Origin of the sequence: Bradyrhizobium pachyrhizi, from assembly GCF_029714545.1 — a bacterium.
GTDB classification, from domain to species: Bacteria; Pseudomonadota; Alphaproteobacteria; order Rhizobiales; family Xanthobacteraceae; genus Bradyrhizobium; species Bradyrhizobium pachyrhizi.
In genome coordinates this window covers 4,279,161-4,305,155 of record NZ_CP121667.1, presented here as the reverse complement: position 1 = coordinate 4,305,155, position 25,995 = coordinate 4,279,161, and the positions used below count along the sequence as shown (strand labels likewise).

Genomic DNA, 25,995 nt, shown 5'->3' with positions numbered 1-25,995 from the left:
TGAGAGAGCGCGAAACGAACAGCAAGACTCGGGCAACTCATGCCGCGAGAATGCGGAAGCATGACTCACAAGAGGCGCAGCAAACTCAGTGTCGTCCCGGGCTTGACCCGGGACTCATAACCGCAAATGCAAGTTGTTGCGCGGCGCTGGGCCACAGCCCTCTTCAACAACAGATCCCTGTGGTTATGAGTCCCTGCTCCCGTGCGCATTGCGCACTAGGCAGGGACGACGATTGCGGATGTCGTCCGTGCCATACATTCGGTGTCGTCCTGGCCTGGTGCGCAATTGCGCACGGGAGCCCATCACCCCCAATGCCCATTGCCGCGCGCCGCCGGGGCCGCGATCGCCCGACCTACGAATTCCGGCGGTACGGGTCCCGCCTTTCGCCCGCACGACCGACGAATTGCCGGCACGACCGGGCCGAAAACACCCTCGAATCACGCCCAATCAATTCAAAAATGCCCTGTCCCTCGCCCCGCGCAGGGCCAAAATCCCTGCAAGACCCTTGACATAGCTGCCCTTTCGGCAGAACGCGTGGTGTCAAGCCGTTATGGACACTTCATGGATTTGATTAGCACGACCTCCGACCTCGCCGCCGCCTGCGACCGGCTCGCCAAACACAAGGTCATCACTGTCGACACCGAGTTCCTGCGGGAGACGACCTACTATCCGCTGCTCTGCGTCGTGCAGATGGCGAGCGCGGACGAAGCGGTCGTGGTCGACGCGCTGGCACCCGGCATCGACCTCAAGCCGTTCTTCGACCTGATGTCGAACGAGGCCGTGCTCAAGGTATTCCACGCCGCGCGGCAGGACATCGAAATCGTCTGGCACCTCTCCGGCACGATCCCGCATCCGATCTTCGATACCCAGGTCGCCGCCATGGTGCTCGGCTATGGCGACAGCATCGCCTATGACCAGCTCGTCGACCGCGTCACCGGCCACCGCCCCGACAAGACCCATCGCTTCACCGACTGGTCGCGCCGCCCGCTGACCGACGAGCAGCTCCACTACGCCGTCTCCGACGTGACCCATCTGCGCGAAGTGTTCGCAGCCCTCGATGCCGATCTGAAGAAGCGCGACCGCAGTGATTGGGTCAGCGAGGAGATGGAGGTCCTGACCTCGCCGAAGACCTACGACTTCCATCCGGAGCGCGCCTGGGAGCGGCTCAAGACCCGCGTGCGCAAGCCGCGCGAGCTCGCGGTGCTGATCGAGGTCGCGGCCTGGCGCGAGCAGGAGGCGCAGAGCCGCGACGTGCCGCGTTCGCGCGTGCTCAAGGACGATGCGGTCGGCGATATCGCCACCCATGCGCCGACCTCGCTCGAGAAGCTCGGCAATCTGCGCTCGCTGCCGAAGGGCTTTGAGCGCTCGAAATGGGGCGCCGACATCATTGCCGCCGTGCAGCGCGGGCTCGCCCGCGACCAGGCGACGCTGCCCAAGCTGGAAAAGCCGAGAAACAATTCCAACGGTGCGGCGACCGTCGAACTGTTGAAGGTGCTGCTGCGCATGACGTCGGAGCGGCACGGCGTCGCCAGCAAGGTGATCGCCACCGTCGACGACCTCGAGCAGATCGCGGCCAGCGATCAGGCCGAGGTCGGCGCCCTGCACGGCTGGCGCCGCGAACTGTTCGGCGAGGCGGCACTCAAGCTCAAGCATGGCCAGCTCGCGCTCGCGATCGACAAGGGCCGCGTGGTGCGGGTGGACCGGAGTTAGCGCGTTCGCCTGGTGCGCGCCGGGTTCCGCCGGCAGTCGGCCAGTGGCCGAACGCGTTACCCCGGAGTTCGACCGGCACAGGCTGAGGTTGCGTCACGCAAAACCACCGCGCTTGCTAAGGCGCAATTTTCGTGTTGCAATCCCTTCACAATCGGATTGCGGCCGTTCGACTGTGCGTTTCGCGACGTTGATATCCAAGGCTTCGATGTACAGGCTTCGAGAGGCGAAACTTCGGACTTGAAGACTTTGGATCTGACGACCCGGAAAGTGAACAGACAGCGCAAAATCCGCTTGTGGCGTGGCACGTGGAAAACGTGGCCGCGTCTTTTTTATGTCTAAACTGGGAGAGAGACGATGCCGAAGGGTACCGTCAAATGGTTCAACCCGACCAAAGGTTACGGGTTCATCAAGCCAGCCGTCGGCGACAAGGACGTGTTCGTCCACATCTCGGCGGTCGAGCGCGCGGGCCTCAGCACATTGAACGAGAACCAGTCCGTCGAGTACGAGCTGGTGGAGAACCGCGGCAAGGCGTCGGCAGAGAACCTCAAGGTTCACTGAACGCCGCTGCCAGCGGAATTCATCCTGATGCCTCCCCCGGCCGCATCACCCCGGGGGATGTCTCCTGCAACCGCGCGCTAAGGCGCCGGCGCGATCAGCGTATCGTCGGTTGCGCCGCTGCCCACGGTCTTGCAGAGATCGCCTTCGAGCTTGAGCCGGCCGCTTGCCAGCAGCCGCAGCGCCTCCGGATAGATGCGATGCTCGATGGTGATCACGCGCGCGGCGAGCGTCTCGGCGGTGTCGTCGTCAGCGACCGTGACCGCGCCCTGCATCACGATCGGTCCGGCGTCGGTCTCCGGGATCACGAAATGCACCGTCGCTCCGGACAGCTTGACCCCGGCACGCAACGCCTGGCCGTGCGGATCGAGGCCCGGAAAACAGGGCAGCAGCGAGGGATGGATGTTGAGCATCCGCCCGTACCAGTGTCGCACGAACTCGGCGGTGAACAGCCGCATGAAGCCGCCGAGGCAGATCAGCTCGACCTGCCTGTCATCGAGCGCGCGCTGCAGCACGGCCTCGAAGCCGGCGCGGTCCTTGCCGAACGGCTTGCTCTCGATGACGATGGTCGCAATGCCGCTCGCGGCCGCCTTCTCGAGCCCGGCAGCATCGGCGCGGTTCGAGATCACGGCGACGATCTCAGCTGGGAAATCCGCAGCCTTCGCAGCCTCGATCAGCGCGGCCATGTTGGAGCCGCGGCCGGAGATCAGGATGGCGACGCGGCGCTTCATCGCGAGAGATCGAGATGACCGTTATAGACCACGCGATGCTCACCCTTGGCCTCGATCACCTCGCCGAGCAGCGTCGCGGTCTCGCCGCCGGCGGTGAACGCCTCGGTCACGGCGTCGACCGCATCAGCCTTGACGATCGCGATCATGCCGATGCCGCAGTTGAAGGTGCGCAGCAGCTCGAGCTCGGCGATGCCGCCCTGCTCGGCCAGCCATTTGAACACCGGCAGCACCGGCAGCCGCGCCAGATCGATGCCGACGCCGAGATGCTTCGGCAAGACGCGCGGAATGTTGTCGGTGAAGCCGCCGCCGGTGATGTGGGCGAGGCCCTTCACCGCGCCGGTGTCACGGATCGCGCTCAGGCAGGATTTCACATAGAGCCTGGTCGGCGTCAGCAGCGCCGCGCCAAGCGTCATCACCGGCGCGAACGGTGCCGGCGCGTCATAGGCAACGCCGGACTGCTCGACGATCTTGCGCACCAGCGAATAGCCGTTGGAGTGCACGCCGGAGGAAGCCAGCCCAATCACGGCATCGCCCGCCGCGATATCCGCGGTCGGCAGCAGCGTGCCGCGCTCGGCCGCGCCGACCGCGAAGCCGCCGAGGTCGTAATCGCCATCCTTGTAGAGGCCGGGCATCTCGGCGGTTTCGCCGCCGATCAGCGCGCAGCCGGATTCCCGGCAGCCCTCGGCGATGCCAGCGACGATCTGCGCGGTGGCCTCCGGATGGAGCTTGCCGCAGGCGAAATAGTCGAGGAAGAACAGCGGTTCCGCGCCCTGGACGACGAGGTCGTTGACCGACATCGCGACCAGATCGATGCCGATGCCGCCATGAATGCCGGTCTCGATCGCGATCTTCAGCTTGGTGCCGACGCCATCGGTCGCGGCCACCAGGACCGGATCCTTGAAGCCGGCGGCCTTGAGGTCGAACAGCCCGCCGAAACCGCCGATCTCGGCGTCCGCGCCAGGCCGCGCGGTGGCCCGCACCATCGGCTTGATCAGATCGACCAATCGATTGCCGGCGTCGATATCGACACCCGAATCCGCGTAAGTGAGCCCGTTTTTGCGCTCGGTCATGCCCAATTCCAGATGATCAGGGGCTGGTTACGAGGAATTCCGCCCCCGCGCAATGGCTCGCGGCGCTGCTGCCGCGATACTATGTAGATAACACAAGGCCACTGCGCAAAAGGGCCGGATATCGAGTAAAATCAGGCTCCTAGCCGGGAAGCGACCCAAGTTGAGCATTCCGAACATCATCACCCTCGGCCGCATCATCCTGGTGCCGGTGATCGTCTGGGCCATCGTGTCCAGCCAGATGGAGATCGCGTTCGCCATCTTCGTGATCGCCGGCGTCTCGGACGCGGTCGACGGTTTCCTCGCCAAGCGCTTCAACATGACGAGCGAACTCGGCGCCCTGCTCGATCCGCTCGCCGACAAGGCGCTCCTGGTGTCGATCTATGTCGCGCTCGGAATCTGGGGCGCGGTACCGCGCTGGATCGTGATTCTCGTGGTGTCGCGCGACATCATGATCGTCTCCGCCGTGATCGTGTCATGGCTGTTCGACAAGCCGGTCGAGATGAAGCCGCTGATGGTGTCGAAGCTGAACACGGTGGCGCAGGTCGCGTTCGCGGCACTGGTGCTGGCCTCGCTCGGCTTCGGCTTTCAGCCGCACCCTTACGACCTGATCCTGATGGGCTTGGTCACGATCTTTACTTTGGGTTCGGTGTCCCTCTATCTCGTGGAGTGGGTGCGGCACATGAGCACGATCGAAGCTCGGTAGGCGGGATCCGGAAAAGTGGAAGCCGGTTTTCCCGCGACAAACGCGACGCGTTTGCGCATGGCTATAATGAAGTGGTTTGGAGACTTGTGTGGCCAGTAGCGTTCAACCTCGTCAATTGGCCTTGGCCCTGCCGCACGAGGAGAAGCTGACCCGCGACGATTTCCTCGAGGGCCCTGCCAATGAGGCGGCGCTGGCGCTGATCGACGGCTGGCCGGACTGGCCGAACCGAATCATGCTGCTGGTCGGGCCTGACGGCTCCGGCAAAAGTCACCTCGCCGCGATCTGGGCCGAGAGCGCCGGCGCGCGCTCGACCGCGGCGCATGCGCTGACCGCCGACACGGTGCCGACCGCGCTTGCGACCGGTGCGCTGGTGGTCGAGGACCTGAGGCCGTCGGATTTCGACGAGCGCGCGATGTTTCATCTGATGAATCTGGCGCGCCAGGACGATGCCTACGTGCTGATCACGGCACGCGTTCCGCCGTCGGCGTTCGAGATCGAATTGCGCGACCTGCGGTCGCGGCTCCGCGCGGTGCCGACCGTGACGCTGCTGCCACCGGACGACCAGCTGTTCCGCGGCCTGATCGTCAAGTTCTGCGCCGACCGCCAGATGAGCGTGGACGAACCGCTGGTCAGCTATCTGAGCAACCGGATCGAGCGTTCCTACGTTGCCGTCCGGCAGGCGGTCGAGCTCCTGGATACCGAGGCACTCCGGCTCGGCCGTCCCGTCACGCGGGCGCTGGCGGCGGAGCTGTTGCGCGATGCCTGATCCATCCCCGCGGCTTGACGGCGCAGGCGAGCGGAACATCAATGTCATCGAAACGTCATCGCAATATCACATGGTCTCTGCGGCTCTCGGCTAGACCGCCCCGGCCCCTGCCCTGAATTGGACCAGCACTTGATGGACTCGGCACAAGCTACTGAAATCAAAGAAAAAGAGGCGGATTTTCCCGCCATTCCCGCAATCGCGTCCAGCCCCGAGCGCTTCATTAACCGGGAGCTCTCCTGGCTGCACTTCAACCGGCGGGTGCTCGAGGAATCGGTCAATCTCGGCCATCCCGTGCTGGAGCGGGTCCGCTTCCTGTCGATTTCGGCGAATAACCTCGACGAGTTCTTCATGGTCCGTGTCGCCGGCATCAAGGCGCAGGTCCGCGAGGGCATTACCGAGCGCAGCCCGGACGGCCTGCTGCCGGCCGATCAGCTCGTGATGATCAACAAGACCGTCTCGCAGCTCGCCTCCGACCAGCAGGCGATCTGGAGTGACCTGCGGGATATCCTCTCCAAGGTCGGCATCCAGCTGGTCGACGGCCGCGACGTCACCAAGCCCGAACGCAGCTGGATCGAGGATCATTTCCTTCACAACATCTTCCCGCTGCTGACCCCGCTGGCGATCGACCCGGCGCATCCGTTCCCGTTCATCCCGAATCTCGGCTTCACGGTGGCGCTGCAATTGTCGCGCATCTCCGACGGCAAGGCGATGAACGCGCTGATCCGCATGCCCGGCAAGATCGACCGCTTCATCCGCATCCCCTCCACCAAGGAAGGCGCTCCGGCGCGGCTGATCACGCTCGAGCAGGCTACCGGTCTCTTCATCGGCCGCCTGTTCCCCGGCTACACCGTCAAGGGCCAGGGCGCATTCCGCATCATCAGGGACTCCGAACTCGAAATCGAGGAAGAGGCCGAAGACCTCGTTCGCCTGTTCGAGACCGCGCTCAAGCGCCGCCGCCGCGGGTCGGTGATCCGGCTCGAGATCGAGGCCACGATGCCCGAAGAGCTGCGCATCTTCGTGCAGCACGCCTTGTCGGCCGCAGACGACGAAGTGATCCTGGTCGACGGCGTGCTGGCGATGAACGAGCTGTCGCAGCTCACCCGCCTCAATCGCCCCGACCTCGAATTCCCGCCCTACGTGCCGCGCCATCCCGAGCGGGTACGCGATCATGGCGGCGATATCTTCGCCGCCATCCGCCAGAAGGACCTCGTGGTCCATCACCCCTATGAATCCTTCGACGTCGTGGTGCAGTTCCTGCAGCAGGCGGCACGCGATCCCGACGTGGTCGCGATCAAGCAGACGCTGTATCGCACCTCGAACAACTCGCCGATCGTACGCGCGCTGGCGGAAGCCGCCGAGGCCGGCAAGTCGGTGACCGCGCTGATCGAGCTGAAGGCGCGCTTCGACGAGGAAGCCAACATCCGCTGGGCCCGCGACCTCGAACGCGCCGGCGTGCAGGTGGTCTACGGCTTCATCGAATTGAAGACGCATGCCAAGCTGTCGATGGTGGTGCGCCGCGAGGGCGGCAATCTCACGACCTATGTGCACACCGGCACCGGCAACTATCACCCGGTCACCGCGCGCATCTACACCGACCTCTCCTACTTCACCTCGGATCCGATCATCGGTCGCGACGTCGCGCGGGTCTTCAACTACATCACGGGCTATGCCGAGCCGAGCGACATCGAGAAGATGGCGGTGTCGCCGCTGACGCTACGCAAGCGGATCATCGAGCACATCCACGGCGAGATCGCCCACGTCAAGCACGGCCGCCCCGGCGCGGTCTGGATGAAGATGAACGCGCTGGTCGATCCTGATATCATCGACGCGCTGTACGAGGCCTCGCAGACCGGCGTCTCGGTCGAGCTCGTGGTGCGCGGCATCTGCTGCCTGCGGCCGGGGCTGCCGGGACTGTCGGAGAACATCCGCGTCAAATCGGTGATCGGCCGGTTCCTGGAACACGGCCGAATCTATTGCTTCGGCATGGGCCAGGGCCTGCCGAGCACAAAAGCTGCTGTGTATATCTCGTCCGCCGACATGATGCCGCGGAACCTCGACCGCCGCGTCGAGGTTCTCTGTCCGCTGCAAAATCCCACGGTGCATCAGCAGGTTCTCGAACAGATCATGGTCGCGAACCTGAAGGACACCGAGCAAAGCTGGCAATTGTTGCCGGACGGGTCGTCAACGCGTATGAAGGCCGCGAAAGGCGAAGAGCCCTTCAATCTGCATGACTACTTCATGACAAATCCGAGTCTGTCCGGCCGTGGTAAGTCTCTCAAGGAATCTTCACCGCGCCGTCTCACGCGTCGCAACGAGCGTCAGCAGCCATCGTCTTAAGGGGGGCTTACGGTGAAGCGGCCGCGGAAGCGCGCTTCCAGCGTCGCTGTCATCGATATCGGCTCGAACTCGGTTCGTCTCGTGGTTTACGAGGCGATGGCGCGCAGCCTCATCACCATCTTCAACGAGAAGGCGCTGTGCGGGCTCGGGCGCGAGGTGCAGAGCACCGGCCTGCTCGCAACCGATGCCGTCAACAAGGCGCTCACCGCGCTGCGCCGTTTTCGCGCGCTGTGCAGGATCCAGCAGGTCGGCCGCGTCTACGCGATCGCGACCGCGGCCTGCCGCGACGCCAAGAACGGTCCGGACTTCATCGCCAAGGCCGAGCGCATCTGCGGCGCCAAGATCGAGATCCTCACCGGACCGCGCGAGGCGAAGCTGTCCGCGCTCGGCGTCGTCTCGGGGGTGCACAATCCGAACGGCATCGTCGGTGATCTCGGCGGCGGCTCGCTTGAACTGATCGATGTCAAGGGCAGCCGCGTGCGCAGCGGCGTGACGTTGCCGCTCGGCAGCCTCGCGCTGCAGGACCTCTCCAACAAATCGCTCAAGCGCGCCGAACGCATCGTCAAGAATGAGCTGCTCGGCGTCGCCCAACTCAAGACCGGGCGGGGCCGTACCTTCTATGCCGTCGGCGGCACCTGGCGTGCGCTGGCGCGCATTCACATCATACAGAGCGGCTACCCGCTCAAGGTGATGCACGGCTATTCGATCCCGGCGGCCGACGCACTCGACTTCGCGCAGCGGCTGCGACGGCTGGCGGCCACCAACATGCTGGCCAATATCGAGTCGGTCGCCGACGCGCGGCGGCCGCTATTGGCCTATGCCGCGCTCGTGCTCGAATACATCATCCGCGTGGCCCAGCCGAAGACCATCGTGTTCTCGACCTTCGGCGTACGCGAGGGCCTGCTCTACGAGATGCTGCCGCAGGCCGAACGCGCCAAGGACGGACTGCTCTGCGCCGCGCAGAACCTCAACGAATTGCTGTCGCGCTCGGCCCGTCACGCCCAGGAGCTGACGGCGTGGACCGACCGGCTGGTGCGCGTCGTCAGGCTGCGCGAGACCGAGGAAGACCGCAGGCTGCGGCACGTCGCGTGCCTGCTCTCCGACATCGGCTGGCGGGTGCATCCCGATCATCGCGGCGAGGAAACCCTCAGCCTGATCATGAACGGCAATTTCGGCTCGATCACGCATCAGGGCCGCGCCTTCGTCGCGCTCTCGGTGTTCTATCGCTACGCCGGGCTCAGCGAGGAAAACGAACCGCCGCCGCAGATCCGCGCGCTGGTGACGCCGGCGATGGACGAGCGCGCCCGCGTGCTCGGCGCCGCATTCCGCGTCGCGCATCTGATCACGGCGGCACGCACCGGCGTGCTGCCGGCAACCCATTTCCGCACCCAGGGCCGCAAGCTGATGCTGGTGTTCGAGCACCGGATGGTGGATCTGGTCGCCGACCGCGTCGGCAGCCGCTTCAAGCAATTGGCGCGGCTGGTTGGGCGCGCCGGCTCGATCGTGCGGCGCTAGAGCATGATCCGGAGAAGTGCGAAGCGGTTTTCCGGAAAGATCATGCTCAAACAACGAGCTCGACCCAATCGCATCGCGATTTAGGGCTCACGCCGCCTTGGCCGCGTGCTTGGCCTTGCGGAGCGCGCGGCGGCGCCAGATCGACCCCACGACCAGCACCACGATGATGCCGAGCACCGCGAGCGCGATCTCGCCGCCATTGCCGCCATGGGCGAATTGCGGCGACATCCCGACCGACGTCAGCCAGGAATCGAGCCTGGCACCGAGCGGTCCGGCGAACAGCGCGTCCAGCTTCGGATGCACGGCGGGATCGGTCGCGATGACGTCGCCCGCGATCCAGCCGAGCAGCGCGGCACCGGCCCAGACCAGGACCGGCAGCTTGGTGAGCAGCGCCATGATCAGCGCCGCGCCGGCAACGATCAGGGGAACGCTGATCGCAAGTCCGAGCACCAGCAGCGGCACGCTGCCGTTGGCGGCGGCGGCCACCGCGATCACATTGTCGAGGCTCATCACGATGTCGGCGACGACGACGATCTGAACCGCGGCCCACAAATGCGCGGCCGCGTGCACGCTGTCCTCGTCCTCCTGCTCCGGCACCAGCAGCTTGGCGGCAATCACGATCAGCGCCAGTCCGCCGACCAGCTTCAAATAGGGAAGCTCCATCAGGCTGGCGACGATGCCGGTGAAGATGACGCGCAGCAGCACTGCCGCGGCGGCGCCGAGAATCATGCCCCACAGGCGCTGGCGCGGCGCGAGCCCGCGGCAGGCGAGCGCGATCACGAGCGCGTTGTCGCCCGACAGCAGGACGTTGATCCAGATGATCTTGCCGACGGCGACCCAGAACGTCGGCGTCGCCATCTCGTTCTTGAATTCGGTGAAGAACGCGCCGATGTACGCCGGATCAAAGATCTGCCACAGCCAGTCCACAGCGAGTCCTATTCGGCCTTGCGGCCGCCCCTGGCGGCGGTCGTCCGCCGCTCCCCGGTTCTACTTCGACGCGGTCTCCTCGGGAGACCGCGCCACTTTCAGCAATACGGCGTCAGCCGACGATCTCGTTGCCGGCGAAGAACTGCGCGATCTCGATCACCGCGGTCTCCGGCGCATCCGAACCGTGCACCGAATTCTCGCCGATCGACTTCGCATAGAGCTTGCGGATGGTGCCTTCGGCGGCCTTCGACGGGTCGGTCGCGCCCATCACGTCGCGATATTTCAGGATGGCGCCCTCGCCTTCCAGCACCTGGACCACGACCGGGCCCGAGGTCATGAAGTCGACCAGCTCGCCGAAGAACGGACGCGCCTTGTGGACGGCGTAGAAGGTCTCGGCCTGGCCACGGGTCATGCGGATGCGCTTCTGCGCCACGACCCGCAGGCCCGCCTTCTCGATCACCGCATTGACCGCGCCGGTCAGGTTGCGCTCGGTGGCGTCGGGCTTGATGATCGAAAAGGTGCGTTCAATCGCCATGATTTCGTCCTTGTAAACGTGGCTGGGAGTTGCCGGGGCTTATATCGGCGCGATGGGGTAACGGCAAGCGACCCTGTGACGCGTTAGCCTTTAGTTTTGACGCATTTTCACGACGAAAGCCGTCGTTTGGGCGCCCTCCGGACAGCGGCCGGCTCGGCCAACTTACCGCGATTTCACCTACGTGAACCCATTCTGTCAGCGCCGTGCCGCTGCCGTTCAGCTCAAGCCACATAGGCTCTGCAGCGATCGGACGCCTTGCTGGCCCCCCATCCGCAAGCCTCACAGGACGTCTCGGGAAATGTCACCGCGGGCGCGTCGCGCGCGCCCATGCCTCGAGGAGACGATCATGTTACGCAAACTCTCGCTTGCCGCCGTCGCCGCGGTTTCGCTCGGTGCCGCCGCGCTCGCCCCGACCTCCGCTTCTGCGTGGGGTGGTTGGCATGGCGGCTGGCACGGTGGATGGCACCACGGCTGGTGGGGCGGTCCGCGCGTCATCGTCGGCGGCCCGGCCTATTACGGCGGTTATGGCTACGGCGGCGGCTGCTACGTACGCCGCGTGGTGCCGACCCCGTGGGGCCCCCGCTGGCGCCTGGTCAACCGCTGCTACTGATCCATCGAATCTACGACTGCTCCCCTGACTTGCTTCTCGCCCCGGCCCTCGCGCCGGGGCTTTTTTTCGGGTCCGCCGGGGAACCCGGGCATATGATGGGGCTCACTACCTCAAGGCGAGAGTGAGGCGCGGAAACCAAATTCGGGGTCGCGACTTGTCATGGCGAGGAGCTACTCGAACATGCGAGGTGGAACTCGCCAAGAGACATGCCATGACGATGACAATGAGCAAGATCGACAAGGACGCCGATCAGATTGATCACAAGACCTGCCGTTACATCTGCGATGCCGTAGGCGAACGGCTTCAGCAAAGCATGCGGCCAGAGCCCGCACTTTCGTCTCGCCTCCAGCAACTCCTCGACGAGATGCAACGACGGGAAGGCGATCGCCATTAGATGTTGAGGGCTGAACAGCAGCCCAATTGCGTTTTTGCAACAGCCCCGGGAGAGATTTTACGAACAGACGGGGTTGCGTTTGGCGGCTGGTCCGGTGACAACGCTGCATGCTCTCCATCACTGACATCTCGGTCCGGATCGCCGGACGGCTGTTGATCGATCACAGTTCGGTGCAAATTGTACCCGGAGCCCGCGTCGGATTTGTCGGCCGCAACGGCGTCGGCAAATCGACGCTGTTTCACGCCATCCGAGGCGACATCCCGACCGAGAGCGGCAGCATCGCGCTTCCGCCGCGCTGGCGTATCGGCAGCCTCGCGCAGGAAGCGCCAGATGGGCCCGAAAGCCTGATCAACGTCGTGCTGAAGGCCGATCTCGAGCGCGACGCGCTGCTGCGCGAGGCCGAGACGGCGCACGATCCGCACCGGATTGCCGAAATCCAGACCCGGCTGGTCGATATCGACGCCCATTCCGCGCCCGCCCGCGCCGCGGCGATCCTCTCCGGCCTCGGCTTCTCGACATCAGACCAGGCGCGGCCGTGTGCGGAATTTTCCGGCGGCTGGCGCATGCGTGTCGCGCTTGCGGCGACGCTGTTCTCCGCGCCCGACCTCCTGCTGCTGGACGAGCCGACCAACTATCTCGATCTCGAAGGCACGTTGTGGCTCGAGAACCACCTCGCCAACTATCCGCGCACCGTGATCGTGATCAGCCACGATCGCGACCTGCTGGACACCTCGGTCGATCAGATCCTGCACCTCGATCGCGGCGGACTGACGCTCTACAAGGGCACCTATTCCTCGTTCGAGGAACAGCGCGCCGCGCGCGAATTGCTCGACGCCAAGCACGCCAAGCGGCAGGCCGATGAGCGCAAGCGCCTGCAGGATTTCGTCGACCGCTTCAAGGCCAAGGCCTCGAAGGCGCGGCAGGCGCAGTCGCGCGTGAAGATGCTGGAGCGGATGAAGCCGATCACCGCGCTGGTGACCCAGGATGTTCATGAGATCTCGTTCCCGGCGCCGGAGAAGCTGCTGTCGCCGCCGATCATCGCGGTCGACGACGTCTCGGTCGGCTACGAACCCGGCAAGCCGGTGCTCAATCGCGTGACGCTGCGCGTCGACACCGACGACCGCATCGCGCTGTTAGGAGCCAACGGCAACGGCAAGTCGACGCTGGTCAAGCTGCTGGCGGGCAAGCTCGCGCCGTTTGCCGGCAGGATCACGAGGGCCGACAAGCTGTCGGTCGGCTATTTCGCCCAGCACCAGGTTGACGAGCTCAATCTCGACGGCTCGCCCTATGATCACATCCGCAAGCTGATGCCGGAGGCGCCGGAGAGCAAGGTGCGCGGCCGCGTCGGTGCGATCGGCTTCTCCGGCAAGGCCGGCGACACGCTGGTGAGGAGCCTGTCGGGCGGCGAGAAGGCGCGGCTGCTGCTCGGGCTTGCGACGTTCTACGGCCCCAACATGATCATCCTGGACGAGCCGACCAACCATCTCGATATCGACAGCCGTGCGGCGCTGGCGGAGGCGATCAACGAATTTCCCGGCGCCGTCATGATGGTCTCGCACGATCGTTATCTGATCGAGGCCTGCGCCGACCGCCTGTGGGTCGTGGCGAACCAGACCGTGACGGCCTATGACGGCGATCTCGACGAGTATCGACGCATGATCCTGTCGGCCAATGACGGCCGGCCGGCTTCGCGCGAGCGCGTCAAGGAGCCCGCCAAGCTGGAGCGCGCCCGCAATGAAAAGCGTGCTTCACCCAGGCAGCGGGTCGCGCAAGCCGAGGCCGAGATCGAACGCATCAACGGCATCATCGCCAAGATCGATACCGCGCTCGCATTGCCTGATATTTTTACCCGCGACCCCAAGCAGGCCGCGCAACTGACCAAGGCGCGCGCCGGCGCCGAGAGCGCGTTACAGCGCGCCGAGGAAGACTGGCTGGAAGCAAGCGCCGAACTCGACGAAGCGGCGAATTAGATTTGACCCACCGGGCGGAGCGGTGTCGTCCCTGCGAAAGCAGGGACCCATAACCACAGATGCTCATTGTTGCCCGATCATCGAACGGCGAGTCCCTTAACCACATCCGCCCCGGAGTATGGGTCCCTGCTTTCGCAGGGACGACGTGTGGAGGGAGCCGGGGCTCTCATTCTTTCCGGTGTCATGCCCGCGCATGCAGGCATCGATCTGCCGCTGCGGCGAAAACGCTCTAGCCGTGCGAGGTTTTTTTCTTCTTCGGCTTCGCCTGCTTCGGCTCCGGCACAGCGTCCGGACCGCGCTCGACGGACGACAGGCGCCCCGAGGAGAACGTGTAGATGCCGGCGCGCGGGCCGCGCGACCAGGTCACGACCGCAACGCGCCCGCCGCCCGGAGCACTGGACAGGTTGACGCTGTCGGGAGCGCCGATACCGCGCACGACATCGCATTCAGTGTGGCCGAGCGCAACGCTGCCGCCCGTTGGCTGCGGCGGCGGTGCACCGCCGGCCTGCGCGTTGGCATCGGTGGCACCCGGCGGCGGTGCCATGCCTGGACAACTGCCGTCGGCACTGACGAGATCGTCGTTCGTTACCGGCTTGTCCGGCGTCAGTGGCGGCGATTCGATCGAGATGTTGCGGATGAACACCCGCCCGGGACGCGAGAACCATTCCGCATCGCGCGAAAACAAATCGGATCCGGCGCCCGAACAGCCGGCAAGTCCCGGTGCAAGCACCAGCAAGGCCAGCAGCGACTTCCGACTGAATGTTCCGTCCCGCACGATCGACAAAGCTCCTACCCCTTACCTAAGGGCTTGTCCGAACATCACTTTGCGGCATGACCGTGGCCCGCCCCAAGAAACGTCGAATTATCATTAATTAGTACCTATCGCTATTGGCGCCGCTGCCAGCGTCCCCGCTCGTCGGTCTGCCAATAGGTGACCTCGAAGCCGCGCGCCTTGCAAGCAGTCCAGTTTTCCCTGGCCGAGGCAACCGCGTCGGGGTCTTCACCGTTGAACACGAGGACCACCCGCTCGTAGCTGTCGCAGTCGGCCGGCAGCGCCGCATTGTCGACCAGGAAGCGGACATTGGCCCGATTCGGATTGCCTTCCTCGATCGACAGGATGATCGGCTGGTCCTGCGCGTCGGCAACGCGCGAGGTCGCGTGCGGCAGGAATGAATCGTCGCTGTAGGTCCACAGATGCGCGTCGAGCGTCTCGGCACGCTCCTGCGACGTCGATTGCACGACCACGCGCCAGCCGCGCTCAAGCGACTTCTCGAGCAGCGGCGGCAGCACGCTCTCCAGCGTCATGTTCTGCAGGTGGTAGAACAGAACCTCGGTCATGCGCCGGCCGACACTCTATTTCCCGGCTTCATAATAGTCGGAGACCAGCCGCTCGAGCAGCCGGACGCCATAACCCGAACCCCAGCTCTGATTGATCTCGGTCTTCGGCGCGCCCATCGCGGTGCCGGCGATGTCGAGATGCGCCCACGGCGTGCCGTCGACGAAACGCTGCAGGAACTGCGCTGCCGTGATCGAGCCGCCGTTGCGCCCGCCGGTGTTCTTCATGTCGGCGAATTGCGAATCGATCTGCTTGTCGTATTCGGGACCGAGCGGCATGCGCCACACCTTCTCGCCGGTCTCGAGGCCGACCTTGGCCAGGCGCTCGGCGAGCTCGTCGTTGTTGGAGAACATGCCGGCGTGATCGGTGCCGAGCGCGACCATGATCGCGCCGGTCAGCGTGGCCAGATCGACCATGAATTTCGGCTTGAACTTCTTGGCGACGTACCAGAGCACGTCGGCGAGCACGAGGCGTCCCTCGGCGTCGGTGTTGATGATTTCGATGGTCTGGCCGGACATCGAGGTGACGATGTCGCCCGGACGCTGCGCATTGCCGTCGGGCATGTTCTCGACAAGGCCGATGGCACCGACCGCATTGACGCGAGCCTTGCGCGCCGCCAGCGTGTGCATAAGCCCGACCACGCAGGCCGCACCGCCCATGTCACCCTTCATATCCTCCATACCACCGGCCGACTTGATGGAGATACCGCCGGTGTCGAAGCAGACGCCCTTGCCGACGAACGCGACCGGCGCCTCGCTCTTCTTGCCGCCGTTCCAGCGCATGATCACGGTGCGGCCGGGTCGCGCCGATCCCTGCGCGACGCCAAGCAGCGCGCCCATGCCGAGCTTGGTCATCGCCTTGACGTCGAGCACCTCGACGCTGACGCCGAGTTTGCGAAGCTGGCTGGCGCGGCGTGCGAATTCCTCGGGATACAGCACGTTCGGCGGCTCGTTGACGAGCTCACGCGCCACGTTCACACCGTCGACGACGGACGCTTCAGGCGCATAGGCCTTCTTGGCGGCGGCAACATCGTCAACGGCGATCGAGACGTCGGCCCGCAGGGCGCCGTCCTCGCCGTCCTTCTTCTTGGTTTTGTAGCGGTCGAACTTGTAGGCGCGCAGACGGATGCCGGTGGCGATCGCGGCGGCCTGGCCGGCGGCCATCACGGCTTCGGGCAGTTCCGCGACCACGGTCATCGAACCGCTGCCGGCATTGAGCTTGCCGGCCGCCACGCCGCCAAACTTGAGAAAATCCTTCTCCTTGAGGTCGGCCGCCTTGCCGGCGCCGATCACGATCAGCCGCTCGACCTTGATTCCCTCCGGCGCCAGGATGTCGAGGACCGCCCCACTCTTGCCCTTGAACTGGTTGGCGGCTGCGGCCCGCTTGACGGTCTCGGCGGCGGCTCCCAGCGCCTTCCGGGCGGCGGCTCCCAGCTTCAATTGGTCGTCGCAAAAGACCACCAGAATACCGCGAGCGGACGCGGAGAACGGGACAAAGCCGACCTTGACGGCGTCGGACATAGGAAAATCCTCCAGAACTCAGGGTGTTGCTCGGACCTGAGGCGGTCCTTCCGGCACGCGGGGTGAGCATTGCGATGGCGGTCCGGAACCGGCCCGGACCGGGCTTGTCATACACTATGACCCGCCGGCTGCGCCGCTGCCAAGCGCCGGAGTGGCCGGAAGGCCACAAAAGCGATTAATTAACCATAAATTAAGCGCGCCTTGGCCCGGCCATTTTGTTGACGGATCAAAGGGATGGTAGTGAGAGAGTGGCTAGAGAGTGAGCCGGACGGATCCGCGGCTCGACCATAGGGGAACCCGGGTTGACGGGGATGGTCGAAAGCCGCGCGTTTGGTTGCGTGCAGGGGGCCTTGGGGGTCGTGCGGTAGCGATGGGGTCGATCGACAAGTACATCTTTAAAACGACGCTGGCGTCGTTTGCGCTTGTCCTGGTCAGCCTCACCGGCGTGATCTGGATTACGCAAGCGCTGCGCGGCATCGACCTGATGACCAGCCAGGGGCAGACCATCCTCACCTTCCTTGGCATCACCGGTCTCGTGATTCCCGCCTTGGTGCTGATCATCGCCCCGATCGCGCTGATGATCGCGATCTCCCACACGCTGAACAAGCTCGCGACCGATTCCGAAATCATCGTCATGAACGCGGCGGGCTTCTCGCCGATCCGGCTGTTCCGGCCGTTCTTCCTTGCCACCTGCGTGGTGGCGGCGCTGGTCGCCTTCATCGGCGCCTATCTCGCCCCCGACGGCATGCGCCGAATCAAGCAGTGGGACGCCGAGATCACCGCCGACGTGCTGACCAACATCCTGCAGCCCGGCCGCTTCGCCCAGCTCGACCAGAACTTGACGATCCGGATCCGCGAGCGCCTGCCCGGCGGCGTGCTCGGCGGCGTCTTCGTCGACGATCGCCGCGATCCGCAGGAGCGCGTCACCATCATCGCCGACCACGGCACCGTGCAGAAGACTGATCGAGGTTCATACCTCGTGCTCTATGACGGCAATCTGCAGCGGTTCGAGGTTGGCAAGCGCGATCCGGCGCTGGTCGCGTTCGCCCGTTACGCCTTTGACATGTCGAAATTCTCGCAGGGGCGCGACGTCACGCTCGGGATTCGCGAGCGCTATCTTTGGGAGTTGATGTGGCCGGACGAGGAAGACAAGACCTATCAGCAGCTGTCGGGCCAGTTCTTCGCGGAGCTGCATGATCGCTTCATGGCGCCGATCTATCCGTTTGCGTTCGCTGCCCTCACCTTCGCCTTCCTCGGCGCGCCGCGCACCACGCGCCAGAGCCGCAATTTCTCGATCGGCGGCTCGGTATTCGCGGTGTTCGGCCTGCGCATGGTCGGGTTCGCCTGCTCGGTCATGGCGGTGAAGACGCCACTCGCGGCGCTCGTGCAATATCTGATGCTGTTCGGCGGCATCGGCGTCGGCATCTGGATGATCGTCGGCGGCGTGGTCGTCGAACCGCCGCCGCGGCTGATGGAAGCGATCAACAGGAACAACGAGCGCATTGCGCGCCTCTTCCGGAGGCCGGCAACCGCATGAGCATGGTCACAAACACGCTCGGGCGTTATTTCGCCGGCCGCTTCGTGGTCGCGGCGGTGGGCGTGTTCGCGGGCATCTTCGTGCTGCTCGTGCTGGTCGATTACATCGAGATGGTGCGCAAGACGTCGGGCCTCGTCTCGGCCTCCGCGATCACGGTCGCGGAGACTTCGCTGTTCCGGGTGCCGCAGCTGCTCGAGAAGCTGATGCCGTTCTGCGTGCTGATCGGCGCCATGACCTGCTACCTCGCCTTGTCGCGGCGGCTGGAGCTCGTCGTCGCCCGCGCCGCCGGCGTCTCGGCCTGGCAATTCATCTCGCCGGCGCTCGCCAGTGCGATCATGCTCGGCATCTTCGCGACCACCGCCTACAATCCGGTATCGGCCAATCTGCGTGAGCTCTCCAAACGGATGGAGGCCGAGCTATTCGGCTCGGCGCCCGGCGGCGGCATACAGGACGCGTCCGGCTTCTGGCTGAACCAGATCAACGACGAGGGTCAGGCGATCATCAATGCGGCCCGCAGCGAACAGCAGGGCGTGCGGCTGACCGGCCTCACCGTGTTCCGATTCGATACGGCACTCCAGTTCAAGGAGCGAATCGAAGCGCGCGAAGCGGCGCTCGAAGACGGCCGTTGGGTGTTCAAGGGAGTGCGCCGATTCACCCTCGACAAGCCTCCTGTGGATCAGGACACCTTCTACCTGACCACCACCCTTACACCGGCACAGGTGCGCAACAGTTTCTCCACCCCGGAAACTGTGTCCTTTTGGCAACTGCCGAACTACATCCGTTCGTCGGAGAGCTCAGGGTTCGCGACGGCTGGCTATCGCTTGCAGTATCACAAGCTCATCGCACAGCCGTTTTTGCTGGCTGCGATGGTGATGTTGGCGGCTTCTGTGAGCCTCCGCTTCTTTCGGATGGGCGGCGTGCAGAAGATGGTTTTGAGTGGCGTGGGCGCAGGCTTTCTGCTCTACGTGCTGTCGAAAGTAACTGAAGATTTGAGCAAGGCTGAGTTGATGCATCCCATCGCTGCGGCGTGGTTGCCTGTCGTTGTGGGCAGCCTCACCGGTTTCTTAGCCTTGCTGTACCAGGAGGACGGGTAGTGGCTATCGTCGCCGCCCGCCAGTTGAGGTCGCCTGCTCTCGGGCGGCGCAGTGTCCTGCGCCGTCAACGGAGCCGCATGGCCGCGTTTGGCGTTTCGATCTCAGCTCTCCTCGCCGCGTTCGTCGTGGTCAGCGCGCTCGACGTTGTCGCGTCGACGCCGGCTGCCGCGCAGGCCTTCACCTATAATCCGCGCCCGCCGAAGCCGCCCCGCCCGCCGGCCAAGAATGACGGGCAGATGCTGGTTCAGGCGACCGAGGTCGATTACGACTACAACAACCAGCGCATCTCGGCCGTTGGCAACGTCCAGATGTTCTACAACGGCACCAGCGTCGAGGCCGACAAGGTCATCTACGACCAGAAGACCAAGCGTCTTCATGCCGAAGGCAACATCCGCATGACCGATGCGGAAGGCAAGATCACCTACGCCAACATCGTTGATCTCAGCGACGACTACCGCGACGGCTTCGTCGATTCGCTGCGCGTCGACACTGAAGACCAGACGCGCATGGCGGCGACCCGCGCCGATCGGTCCAGCGGCAATTACACGGTGTTCGACAACGGCGTTTATACCGCCTGTGCGCCCTGTAAGGATGATCCGAAGAAGCCGCCGCTCTGGCAGGTCAAGGGCGCGCGCATCATCCATAACCAGACCGAGAAGATGCTCTATTTCGAGAACGCCCAGCTCGAGTTCTTCGGCGTTCCGATGGCGTATCTGCCCTACTTCTCGACGCCCGATCCGACCGTGAAGCGCAAGAGCGGCTTCCTGATGCCGGGCTTCACCACGTATTCGGCGTTCGGCGTCGGCGTCGAAATCCCCTATTACTTCGCGCTCGCGCCGGACTTCGACGCGACGTTCAATCCGCGCATCACCTCGAAGCAGGGCGTGCTGTTCCAGGGCGAATTCCGGCAGCGCCTGTCGAACGGCGCCTATCAGATCCGGCTCTACGGCATCGACCAGCTTGATCAAGGCGCCTTCGCCGGCCAGCCCGGCGACCGCCAGTTCCGCGGCGGCGTCGAGACCAAGGGTCAGTTCGCGCTGAACGACAAATGGACCTGGGGCTGGGACGGCGTGCTGCTGTCCGACTACTACTTCATGTCCGATTACCGGCTGGCCCAGTACAAGGACCCGTTCGGATCGTTCCTGTCGCTGCCGACCGAGGCGATCTCGCAGCTCTATCTGACCGGCGTCGGCAACCGCAGCTTCTTCGACGCGCGCGCGATCTATTATCTCAGCTACTCCGGCAACCAGAACCAGGTTCCGGTGGTCGCGCCTGTTATCGACTACAACAACGTGATCAACAGCCCGATCTTCGGTGGCGAGTTCAGCTACAAGGTGAACTTCACCAACCTGACCCGCGAAACCGCGGTGTTCGACCCGATCACGGCACAGGCCGCCGACCCCCTTAACCCGTTGTGCACGACCACGTCCGCTGATCCGATGGCGCGGACGCCGTCGCAGTGCCTGCTGCGCGGCATGCCCGGCACCTACACGAGGCTGACAGCCGAGGCGCAGTGGCGCAAATCCTATACCGACCCGCTCGGCCAGATCTGGACGCCGTTCGTCGGCGTCCGCGCCGATGCCATCAACGCCGACATCTCGAACCAGCCGGGCGTTTCCAACTTCCTGCCGGTCGGCGACACCCAGACGGTTCGCCTGATGCCGACCGTCGGCTTCGAATACCGCTACCCCTTCATCAACGTGCAGCCGTGGGGCACGACGACCGTCGAGCCGATCGCGCAGGTCATCATCCGGCCCAACGAGCCCGACGCCGGCAGGCTTCCGAACGAGGATGCGCAGAGCCTGGTGTTCGATACCTCGAACCTGTTCGCGGTCGACAAATTCTCCGGCTACGACCGCGTCGAGGGCGGCAGCCGCGCCAATGTCGGCGTGCAGGCCACCACGCAGTTCGATCGCGGCGGCAGCGTCAAGGCGATGTTCGGACAGTCCTACCAGATGTTCGGGTTGAACTCGTTCGCGGTCGCGGACGTCACCAACACGGGCCTCGACTCCGGCCTGCAGAATCCGCGCTCGGACTATGTCGCGAGCCTCGCCTACTCGCCCAACCGCACCTACACGTTCAGCGTCCGCTCGCGGATGGACGAGGCGACCTGGAACATCAACCGGTTCGAGGCCCAGGCCAGCGCGAACTTCGACCGCTGGTCGGTCAGCCTGATGTACGGCGACTATGCCGCGCAGCCGGAGCTTGGCTATTTGACGCGCCGCGAAGGCATCCTCGCCAGCGGATCGGTCAAGGTGGCCGCGAACTGGGTGGTTCAGGGCGCGGCGCGCTGGGACCTTGAAGCGAACAAAATCAACCAGTACGCGTTCGGCGCGGGCTATGTGGACGACTGCTTCGTGCTGGCCGCCAACTATGTCACGTCCTATACCTATCAGGCTGGCTCGACGCCGCCCGTCCTCAGCCACGCGTTCATGTTCCAGATCGGGCTGCGGACGATCGCGCAGACCTCCACGTCCAGCAGTTCGGCTGGCATGCAGTAGCGAGCGAGCGGTCTGGCGGGGGGCTTGGATTGCCTGCGGGCCTGGGGCTCTGGCTTGAATTGGTTTAAACGGCTGACATGACGATAATGACGACCGCTAGCCTGCCAACGCGCCGCTATCAGCTAGTGTTGAGTTCCCTGCTGGCTCTTTTCCTCCTGCTCGGAGGCGGTGCGCGACTGCATGCCCAGGCCATCGCCGTGATGGTCAATGGCGAGCCCATCACCAATTACGACATCGAGCAGCGCGCCAAGCTGAACGCCCTGACCGGCGGCAAGACGCCTGATCGGAAGACCGTCCTCGACGAGCTGATCGATGAGAAGCTGAAGATCAAGGAAGCCAAGAAATTCGGCGTCGACCCCTCCGCCGGCGATATCGACCAGTCCTTCGGCGGCATGGCGCAGCGGATGCGGCTTTCCGGCGACCAGCTCACCAAGGTGCTCGAGGGCAAGGGCATCCGCCCGGACACGCTGAAGCAACGCATCAGGGCCGACATGGTCTGGACCAGCCTGGTCCGCGGCCGCTTCAAGGAAAGCCTGCAGGTTGGCGAAAAGGACGTGGCCAACGCGGTCAAGGAGACCGGAGGGGCGGCTGAGGCCGAGGCATTCGAATACAGGATGCAGCCGGTCGTTCTGATCGTGCCCCGCGGCGCGCCGCAGTCGGAGTTTGAGGGGCGCCGCAAGGAAGCGGACAGCCTGCGCGAGCGCGTCACCAGTTGCGAGGAAGCCAACACCTTCTTCAAGTCGATGCGCAACGCCGCGATCCGCGAGATCGTCGTGAAGACCTCGGCCGATCTGCCGCAGTCGCTGCGCGACATCCTGGACAAGACCCCGGTCGGCCACCTCACCCCTCCCGAGGTCACCAAGCAGGGCGTCGAAATGGTCGCCCTCTGCGGCAGGAAGGCAACCACCGTCGACACACCGAAGAAGCGTGAGATGCGCGACAAGATGTACGTGCAGAAGTACGAGGCGAAGTCGAAGGCCTACCTGCAGGAAGTCCGAAAAGCCGCGATGATCGAATATCCAGGCGGGCGATGATCGACTATCGTTGACGCATGGCTCAACCTCTCGCACTGACATCCGGCGAGCCCGCAGGCATCGGTCCCGACATCACGCTCGCCGCATGGCTGCGCCGCCGCGAACTCGATCTCCCGCCGTTCTATCTGCTCGGCGACCGCGCCGCGCTTGCCGAACGCGCCAAGACGCTTGGGCTTGCCGTCGAGTTGGCCGAGGTCAGCGCCGCGGAGGCATCCGCGGCGTTCGCACGCGCCCTCCCCGTGGTTGCGACCGGCAAGGCGGCGACGGCGCGACCGGGCCAGCCCGACGGCACGAGTGCCGATGCGGCGCTGGCATCGATCCGGCAGGCCGTCGCCGATGTCGCCGCCGGCAAGGCCAGCGCCGTCGTCACCAATCCGATCGCCAAGAACGTGCTGTACCGCGCCGGCTTCCGGCATCCCGGCCACACAGAGTTCTTGGCCGAGCTTGCCGCAAGCGGCGGGCACGCGCCGCAGCCGGTGATGATGCTGTGGTCGCCGGCCCTCGCCGTCGTCCCGGTGACGATCCATGTGTCGGTCCGCGAGGCGCTGGCGCAATTGACCACCGACCTGATCGTGTCGACCGCGCGGATCGTGGTCGCGGACATGAAGGCGCGGTTCGCCCTCGCAGCGCCGCGGCTCGCCATTGCCGGCCTCAATCCGCATGCCGGCGAAGACGGCACGCTCGGCATGGAAGACGTCGAGATCGTCGCGCCCGCGGTCGAGATCCTGCGCCGCGACGGCATTGCCGTCCGGGGCCCACTGCCGGCCGACACCATGTTCCACGCAGCCGCGCGCAAGACCTATGACTGCGCGATCTGCATGTATCACGATCAGGCGCTGATCCCGATCAAGACCGTGGCGTTCGAGGACGCCGTCAACGTCACGCTGGGGCTGCCCTTCATCCGGACGTCGCCCGATCACGGCACCGCATTCGATATCGCCGGCACCGGCAAGGCCAATCCATCGAGCCTGATCGCGGCCCTCCGGCTCGCCGCGCGCATGGCCGCGGCATCAAGCTAAGTGAGCGCGATCGACGATCTGCCGCCGCTGCGCGACGTCATTCGCGAGCATTCGCTGTCGGCGCGCAAATCGCTCGGCCAGAATTTTCTGCTCGATCTCAACCTCACCGCGCGCATTGCCCGCGCCGCGGGCCCGCTGGAAGACTCCACTGTGATCGAGGTCGGGCCCGGTCCCGGCGGCTTGACGCGCGCGCTGCTTGCGCTGGGCGCCAAGCGCGTGATCGCCATCGAGCGCGACGAGCGGGCGCTGGCCGCGCTCGACTATATCGCCAAGCGCTATCCCGGCCGCATCGAGATCGTGCATGGCGACGCGCAGCGCTTTGACCCGCGTCCCTTGCTCGATGGCGCCAAGGCCAAGATCGTCGCCAACCTGCCCTACAACATCGCGACCCAGCTGCTGGTCGACTGGCTGTCGATCGAGCCGTGGCCGCCCTGGTATGACATGATGGTCCTGATGTTCCAGCGCGAGGTCGCCGAGCGCATCGTCGCCCATGAGGACGAGGAGGCGTATGGCCGGCTCGCGGTGCTCGCCAACTGGCGCGCCGAGACCAAGATCCTGTTCGACATCTCGCCCGCGGCCTTCGTGCCGCAACCGAAGGTCACGTCCTCGGTGGTACGATTGATACCGCGCGCCGCGCCCGAGCCGTGCGACCGCCGCATGCTCGAGCAGGTCGCGGCCGCCGCCTTCGGCCAGCGCCGCAAGATGCTGCGCCAAAGCCTGAAATCGCTGTCGGCCGATCCGGCGCGGCTTGCTGCCGCGGCCGGTATCGACGCGACACAGCGCGCCGAAACCATTCCGGTCGCGGGCTTTGTTGCCATGGCCCGGGAATTGGCCGATATACGGGCCACAAAATAGAACAACAGGAGAAAACGTAATGGCGCGTATGGTTCGCCAATCCCTCGTCAAATTCGATGCACCGCTGTGCGAAACCATTGTCGACACGCCGCAGCCCCAGGGACGCGAAGTGCTGGTGCGCATCGAGCGCTGCGGCCTGTGCCATTCCGATCTCCATATCCAGGACGGCTATGCCGATCTCGGCGGCGGCAAGAAGCTCGACACCACCCGCGGCATGACCCTGCCCTTCACGCTCGGCCATGAGATCGCGGGCGTGGTCGACGAGGTCGGCCCCGATGCGCCGAAGGACCTGATCGGGACGAAGAAGGCCGTTTTCCCCTGGATCGGCTGCGGCCAGTGCCGCGACTGCCTCGCCGGCGACGAGAACCTGTGCGTCAAGCAGCGCTTCCTCGGCGTCTCGATCGACGGCGGCTTCGCCACCCACGTGCTGGTGCCCGACGCGAAATACCTGCTCGACTACGATCCACTGCCGGTCAACCAGGCCGCCACCCTGATGTGCTCCGGCGTCACCGCCTATGGCGCGCTGAAGCGCCTGGTCGATCGTCCGCGCCAGCGCAATCTGCTGCTGATCGGCCTCGGCGGCGTCGGAATGATGGGCCTGTCATTCGCGCAGGCGATGTTCAAGCAGCCGATCACGGTTGCCGATCTCAGCCCCGCGGCGCGCGAGACCGCGCTGAAGAACGGTGCGGCGGCCGCCTATGACCCGGCAGAGCCCGATGTCGTCAAGCGCATGCTGAAGGAGAGCGACGGCGGCTTCGACGGCGTCGTCGACTTTGCCGGCAACGAGAAGTCGATGGCGTTTGCGGTGTCGACGGTCGCGCGCGGCGGCAAGATCGTGGTGTCCGGCCTGATGGGCGGCCAGTTCACGCTGCCGATGGTGCAGTGGGTGTACAAGCGCATGACCATCGAAGGCTTCATGGTCGGCACGCTGGCCGAAGGTCAGGAATTGATGGCGCTCGCCCGCGCCGGCAAGATCAAGCCGACGCCGATGAAGGAAGAGCCGATGGCCGACGTCCAGAAATGGATCGACGAGCTGCGCGCCGGCAAGGTCGTCGGACGCATCGTCCTGAAGAACTAGAGCTTGATCCGGAAAAGTGTGACGCGGTTTTCCGAAAGATCATGCTGAGACATGACGTCCCGCCGGTGCTGCTACCGCCGGCGGGATGCGGCCGCTCCGATGGAACCTGACAGTCGAACGAAGCCATCGTTCGGTTCATGTTCCGCAGCCTTCGGCCCGCCGCAATTGCGGCACGCCGCGAGCCCCAATTAAGCCCTA

Annotated in this window: 23 protein-coding genes; 16 read left to right on the top strand and 7 right to left on the bottom strand. The window is 65.0% G+C overall.

Translation table 11 applies throughout. From position 1 onward, the window contains the following. Positions 1–561: 561 nt before the first annotated feature. A complete protein-coding gene (gene rnd, locus QA639_RS19770; RefSeq protein ID WP_028332355.1) occupies positions 562–1,710 on the top strand; it encodes a ribonuclease D in 1,149 nt (382 codons plus the stop codon). A gap of 354 nt (positions 1,711–2,064) precedes the next feature. Then, on the top strand, positions 2,065–2,268 hold the full coding sequence (locus tag QA639_RS19765) for a cold-shock protein (protein WP_016847412.1): 204 nt from the start codon (positions 2,065–2,067) through the stop codon (positions 2,266–2,268). Between the two features lie 77 nt (positions 2,269–2,345). Here the strand turns inward: QA639_RS19765 and purN are convergent, their stop codons facing one another. Then, positions 2,346–2,996 carry a phosphoribosylglycinamide formyltransferase gene (purN, locus tag QA639_RS19760; RefSeq protein WP_050386628.1) on the bottom strand — a complete coding sequence of 217 codons (651 nt, stop codon included), beginning with the start codon at positions 2,994–2,996 and terminating at the stop codon, positions 2,346–2,348. Next, complete coding sequence (purM, locus tag QA639_RS19755; RefSeq protein WP_283090491.1) at positions 2,993–4,066, bottom strand: phosphoribosylformylglycinamidine cyclo-ligase; 1,074 nt, start codon at positions 4,064–4,066, stop codon at positions 2,993–2,995. The genes purN and purM overlap by 4 nt, the downstream gene beginning before the upstream one ends. A gap of 160 nt (positions 4,067–4,226) precedes the next feature. Between purM and QA639_RS19750 the strand changes: the two genes are divergently transcribed. The 4 genes from QA639_RS19750 (at position 4,227) to ppx (ending at position 9,387) form a co-directional block, all read left to right on the top strand. Continuing rightward, positions 4,227–4,769 (top strand): CDP-alcohol phosphatidyltransferase family protein, encoded by a 543-nt coding sequence (locus tag QA639_RS19750; RefSeq protein WP_028332358.1) that lies wholly within the window; start codon positions 4,227–4,229, stop codon positions 4,767–4,769. A gap of 88 nt (positions 4,770–4,857) precedes the next feature. Further along, complete coding sequence (locus QA639_RS19745) at positions 4,858–5,535, top strand: P-loop NTPase family protein (protein WP_028332359.1); 678 nt, start codon at positions 4,858–4,860, stop codon at positions 5,533–5,535. A 132-nt stretch (positions 5,536–5,667) separates the two neighbouring features. Next, positions 5,668–7,872 carry an RNA degradosome polyphosphate kinase gene (locus QA639_RS19740; RefSeq protein ID WP_283090490.1) on the top strand — a complete coding sequence of 735 codons (2,205 nt, stop codon included), beginning with the start codon at positions 5,668–5,670 and terminating at the stop codon, positions 7,870–7,872. 12 nt (positions 7,873–7,884) lie between these two features. Next, entirely contained in the window at positions 7,885–9,387 is a 1,503-nt protein-coding gene (ppx, locus tag QA639_RS19735) for an exopolyphosphatase (protein WP_057019891.1), read from the top strand. Between the two features lie 87 nt (positions 9,388–9,474). On the opposite strand, the gene QA639_RS19730 is transcribed toward ppx, so the two are convergent. Together QA639_RS19730 and ndk are read right to left on the bottom strand one after the other, a co-directional pair. Next, positions 9,475–10,314, bottom strand: a complete 840-nt coding sequence (locus QA639_RS19730; RefSeq protein ID WP_050386633.1) for a TerC family protein — start codon at positions 10,312–10,314, stop codon at positions 9,475–9,477. 112 nt (positions 10,315–10,426) lie between these two features. Beyond that, positions 10,427–10,849, bottom strand: a complete 423-nt coding sequence (gene ndk / locus QA639_RS19725) for a nucleoside-diphosphate kinase (protein ID WP_016847423.1) — start codon at positions 10,847–10,849, stop codon at positions 10,427–10,429. Between the two features lie 346 nt (positions 10,850–11,195). Between ndk and QA639_RS19720 the strand changes: the two genes are divergently transcribed. The 3 genes from QA639_RS19720 (at position 11,196) to QA639_RS19710 (ending at position 13,823) form a co-directional block, all read left to right on the top strand. Beyond that, positions 11,196–11,459: a hypothetical protein gene (locus QA639_RS19720; protein WP_018271306.1), complete on the top strand. Its 264-nt coding sequence runs from the start codon at positions 11,196–11,198 to the stop codon at positions 11,457–11,459. A gap of 211 nt (positions 11,460–11,670) precedes the next feature. Further along, complete coding sequence (locus QA639_RS19715) at positions 11,671–11,853, top strand: hypothetical protein (protein WP_038377182.1); 183 nt, start codon at positions 11,671–11,673, stop codon at positions 11,851–11,853. Between the two features lie 107 nt (positions 11,854–11,960). Beyond that, entirely contained in the window at positions 11,961–13,823 is a 1,863-nt protein-coding gene (locus QA639_RS19710) for an ABC-F family ATP-binding cassette domain-containing protein (protein WP_283090489.1), read from the top strand. 229 nt (positions 13,824–14,052) lie between these two features. Here QA639_RS19710 and QA639_RS19705 read toward each other — a convergent pair whose 3' ends face one another. From QA639_RS19705 to QA639_RS19695, 3 genes are all read right to left on the bottom strand, one after another. Next, on the bottom strand, positions 14,053–14,607 hold the full coding sequence (locus QA639_RS19705) for a hypothetical protein (RefSeq protein ID WP_157346453.1): 555 nt from the start codon (positions 14,605–14,607) through the stop codon (positions 14,053–14,055). Positions 14,608–14,708: 101 nt separating this feature from the next. Continuing rightward, entirely contained in the window at positions 14,709–15,161 is a 453-nt protein-coding gene (locus tag QA639_RS19700; protein ID WP_157346451.1) for a DNA polymerase III subunit chi, read from the bottom strand. 15 nt (positions 15,162–15,176) lie between these two features. Beyond that, positions 15,177–16,679: a leucyl aminopeptidase gene (locus QA639_RS19695; protein WP_283090488.1), complete on the bottom strand. Its 1,503-nt coding sequence runs from the start codon at positions 16,677–16,679 to the stop codon at positions 15,177–15,179. Positions 16,680–17,049: 370 nt separating this feature from the next. On the opposite strand from QA639_RS19695, the gene lptF reads away from it, so the two are divergent. The 7 genes from lptF to QA639_RS19660 all read left to right on the top strand — a co-directional run bounded on the left by lptF (position 17,050) and on the right by QA639_RS19660 (position 25,797). Then, positions 17,050–18,216 carry an LPS export ABC transporter permease LptF gene (gene lptF, locus QA639_RS19690; RefSeq protein ID WP_028335174.1) on the top strand — a complete coding sequence of 389 codons (1,167 nt, stop codon included), beginning with the start codon at positions 17,050–17,052 and terminating at the stop codon, positions 18,214–18,216. Continuing rightward, the gene (gene lptG / locus QA639_RS19685; RefSeq protein ID WP_028335173.1) at positions 18,213–19,310 is read left to right on the top strand and encodes an LPS export ABC transporter permease LptG; all 1,098 of its coding nucleotides are present in this window, start codon (positions 18,213–18,215) and stop codon (positions 19,308–19,310) included. Before lptF ends, lptG begins: the two co-directional genes overlap by 4 nt. A gap of 77 nt (positions 19,311–19,387) precedes the next feature. Beyond that, positions 19,388–21,811 (top strand): LPS-assembly protein LptD, encoded by a 2,424-nt coding sequence (locus QA639_RS19680; protein WP_157346447.1) that lies wholly within the window; start codon positions 19,388–19,390, stop codon positions 21,809–21,811. An 86-nt stretch (positions 21,812–21,897) separates the two neighbouring features. Beyond that, positions 21,898–22,845, top strand: a complete 948-nt coding sequence (locus QA639_RS19675; protein ID WP_157346445.1) for a SurA N-terminal domain-containing protein — start codon at positions 21,898–21,900, stop codon at positions 22,843–22,845. A 17-nt stretch (positions 22,846–22,862) separates the two neighbouring features. Continuing rightward, entirely contained in the window at positions 22,863–23,864 is a 1,002-nt protein-coding gene (pdxA, locus tag QA639_RS19670; RefSeq protein ID WP_157346443.1) for a 4-hydroxythreonine-4-phosphate dehydrogenase PdxA, read from the top strand. Further along, a complete protein-coding gene (gene rsmA, locus QA639_RS19665) occupies positions 23,865–24,719 on the top strand; it encodes a 16S rRNA (adenine(1518)-N(6)/adenine(1519)-N(6))-dimethyltransferase RsmA (protein ID WP_050386639.1) in 855 nt (284 codons plus the stop codon). A gap of 19 nt (positions 24,720–24,738) precedes the next feature. Then, positions 24,739–25,797, top strand: a complete 1,059-nt coding sequence (locus QA639_RS19660) for an alcohol dehydrogenase (protein ID WP_050386640.1) — start codon at positions 24,739–24,741, stop codon at positions 25,795–25,797. Positions 25,798–25,995: the final 198 nt, after the last annotated feature.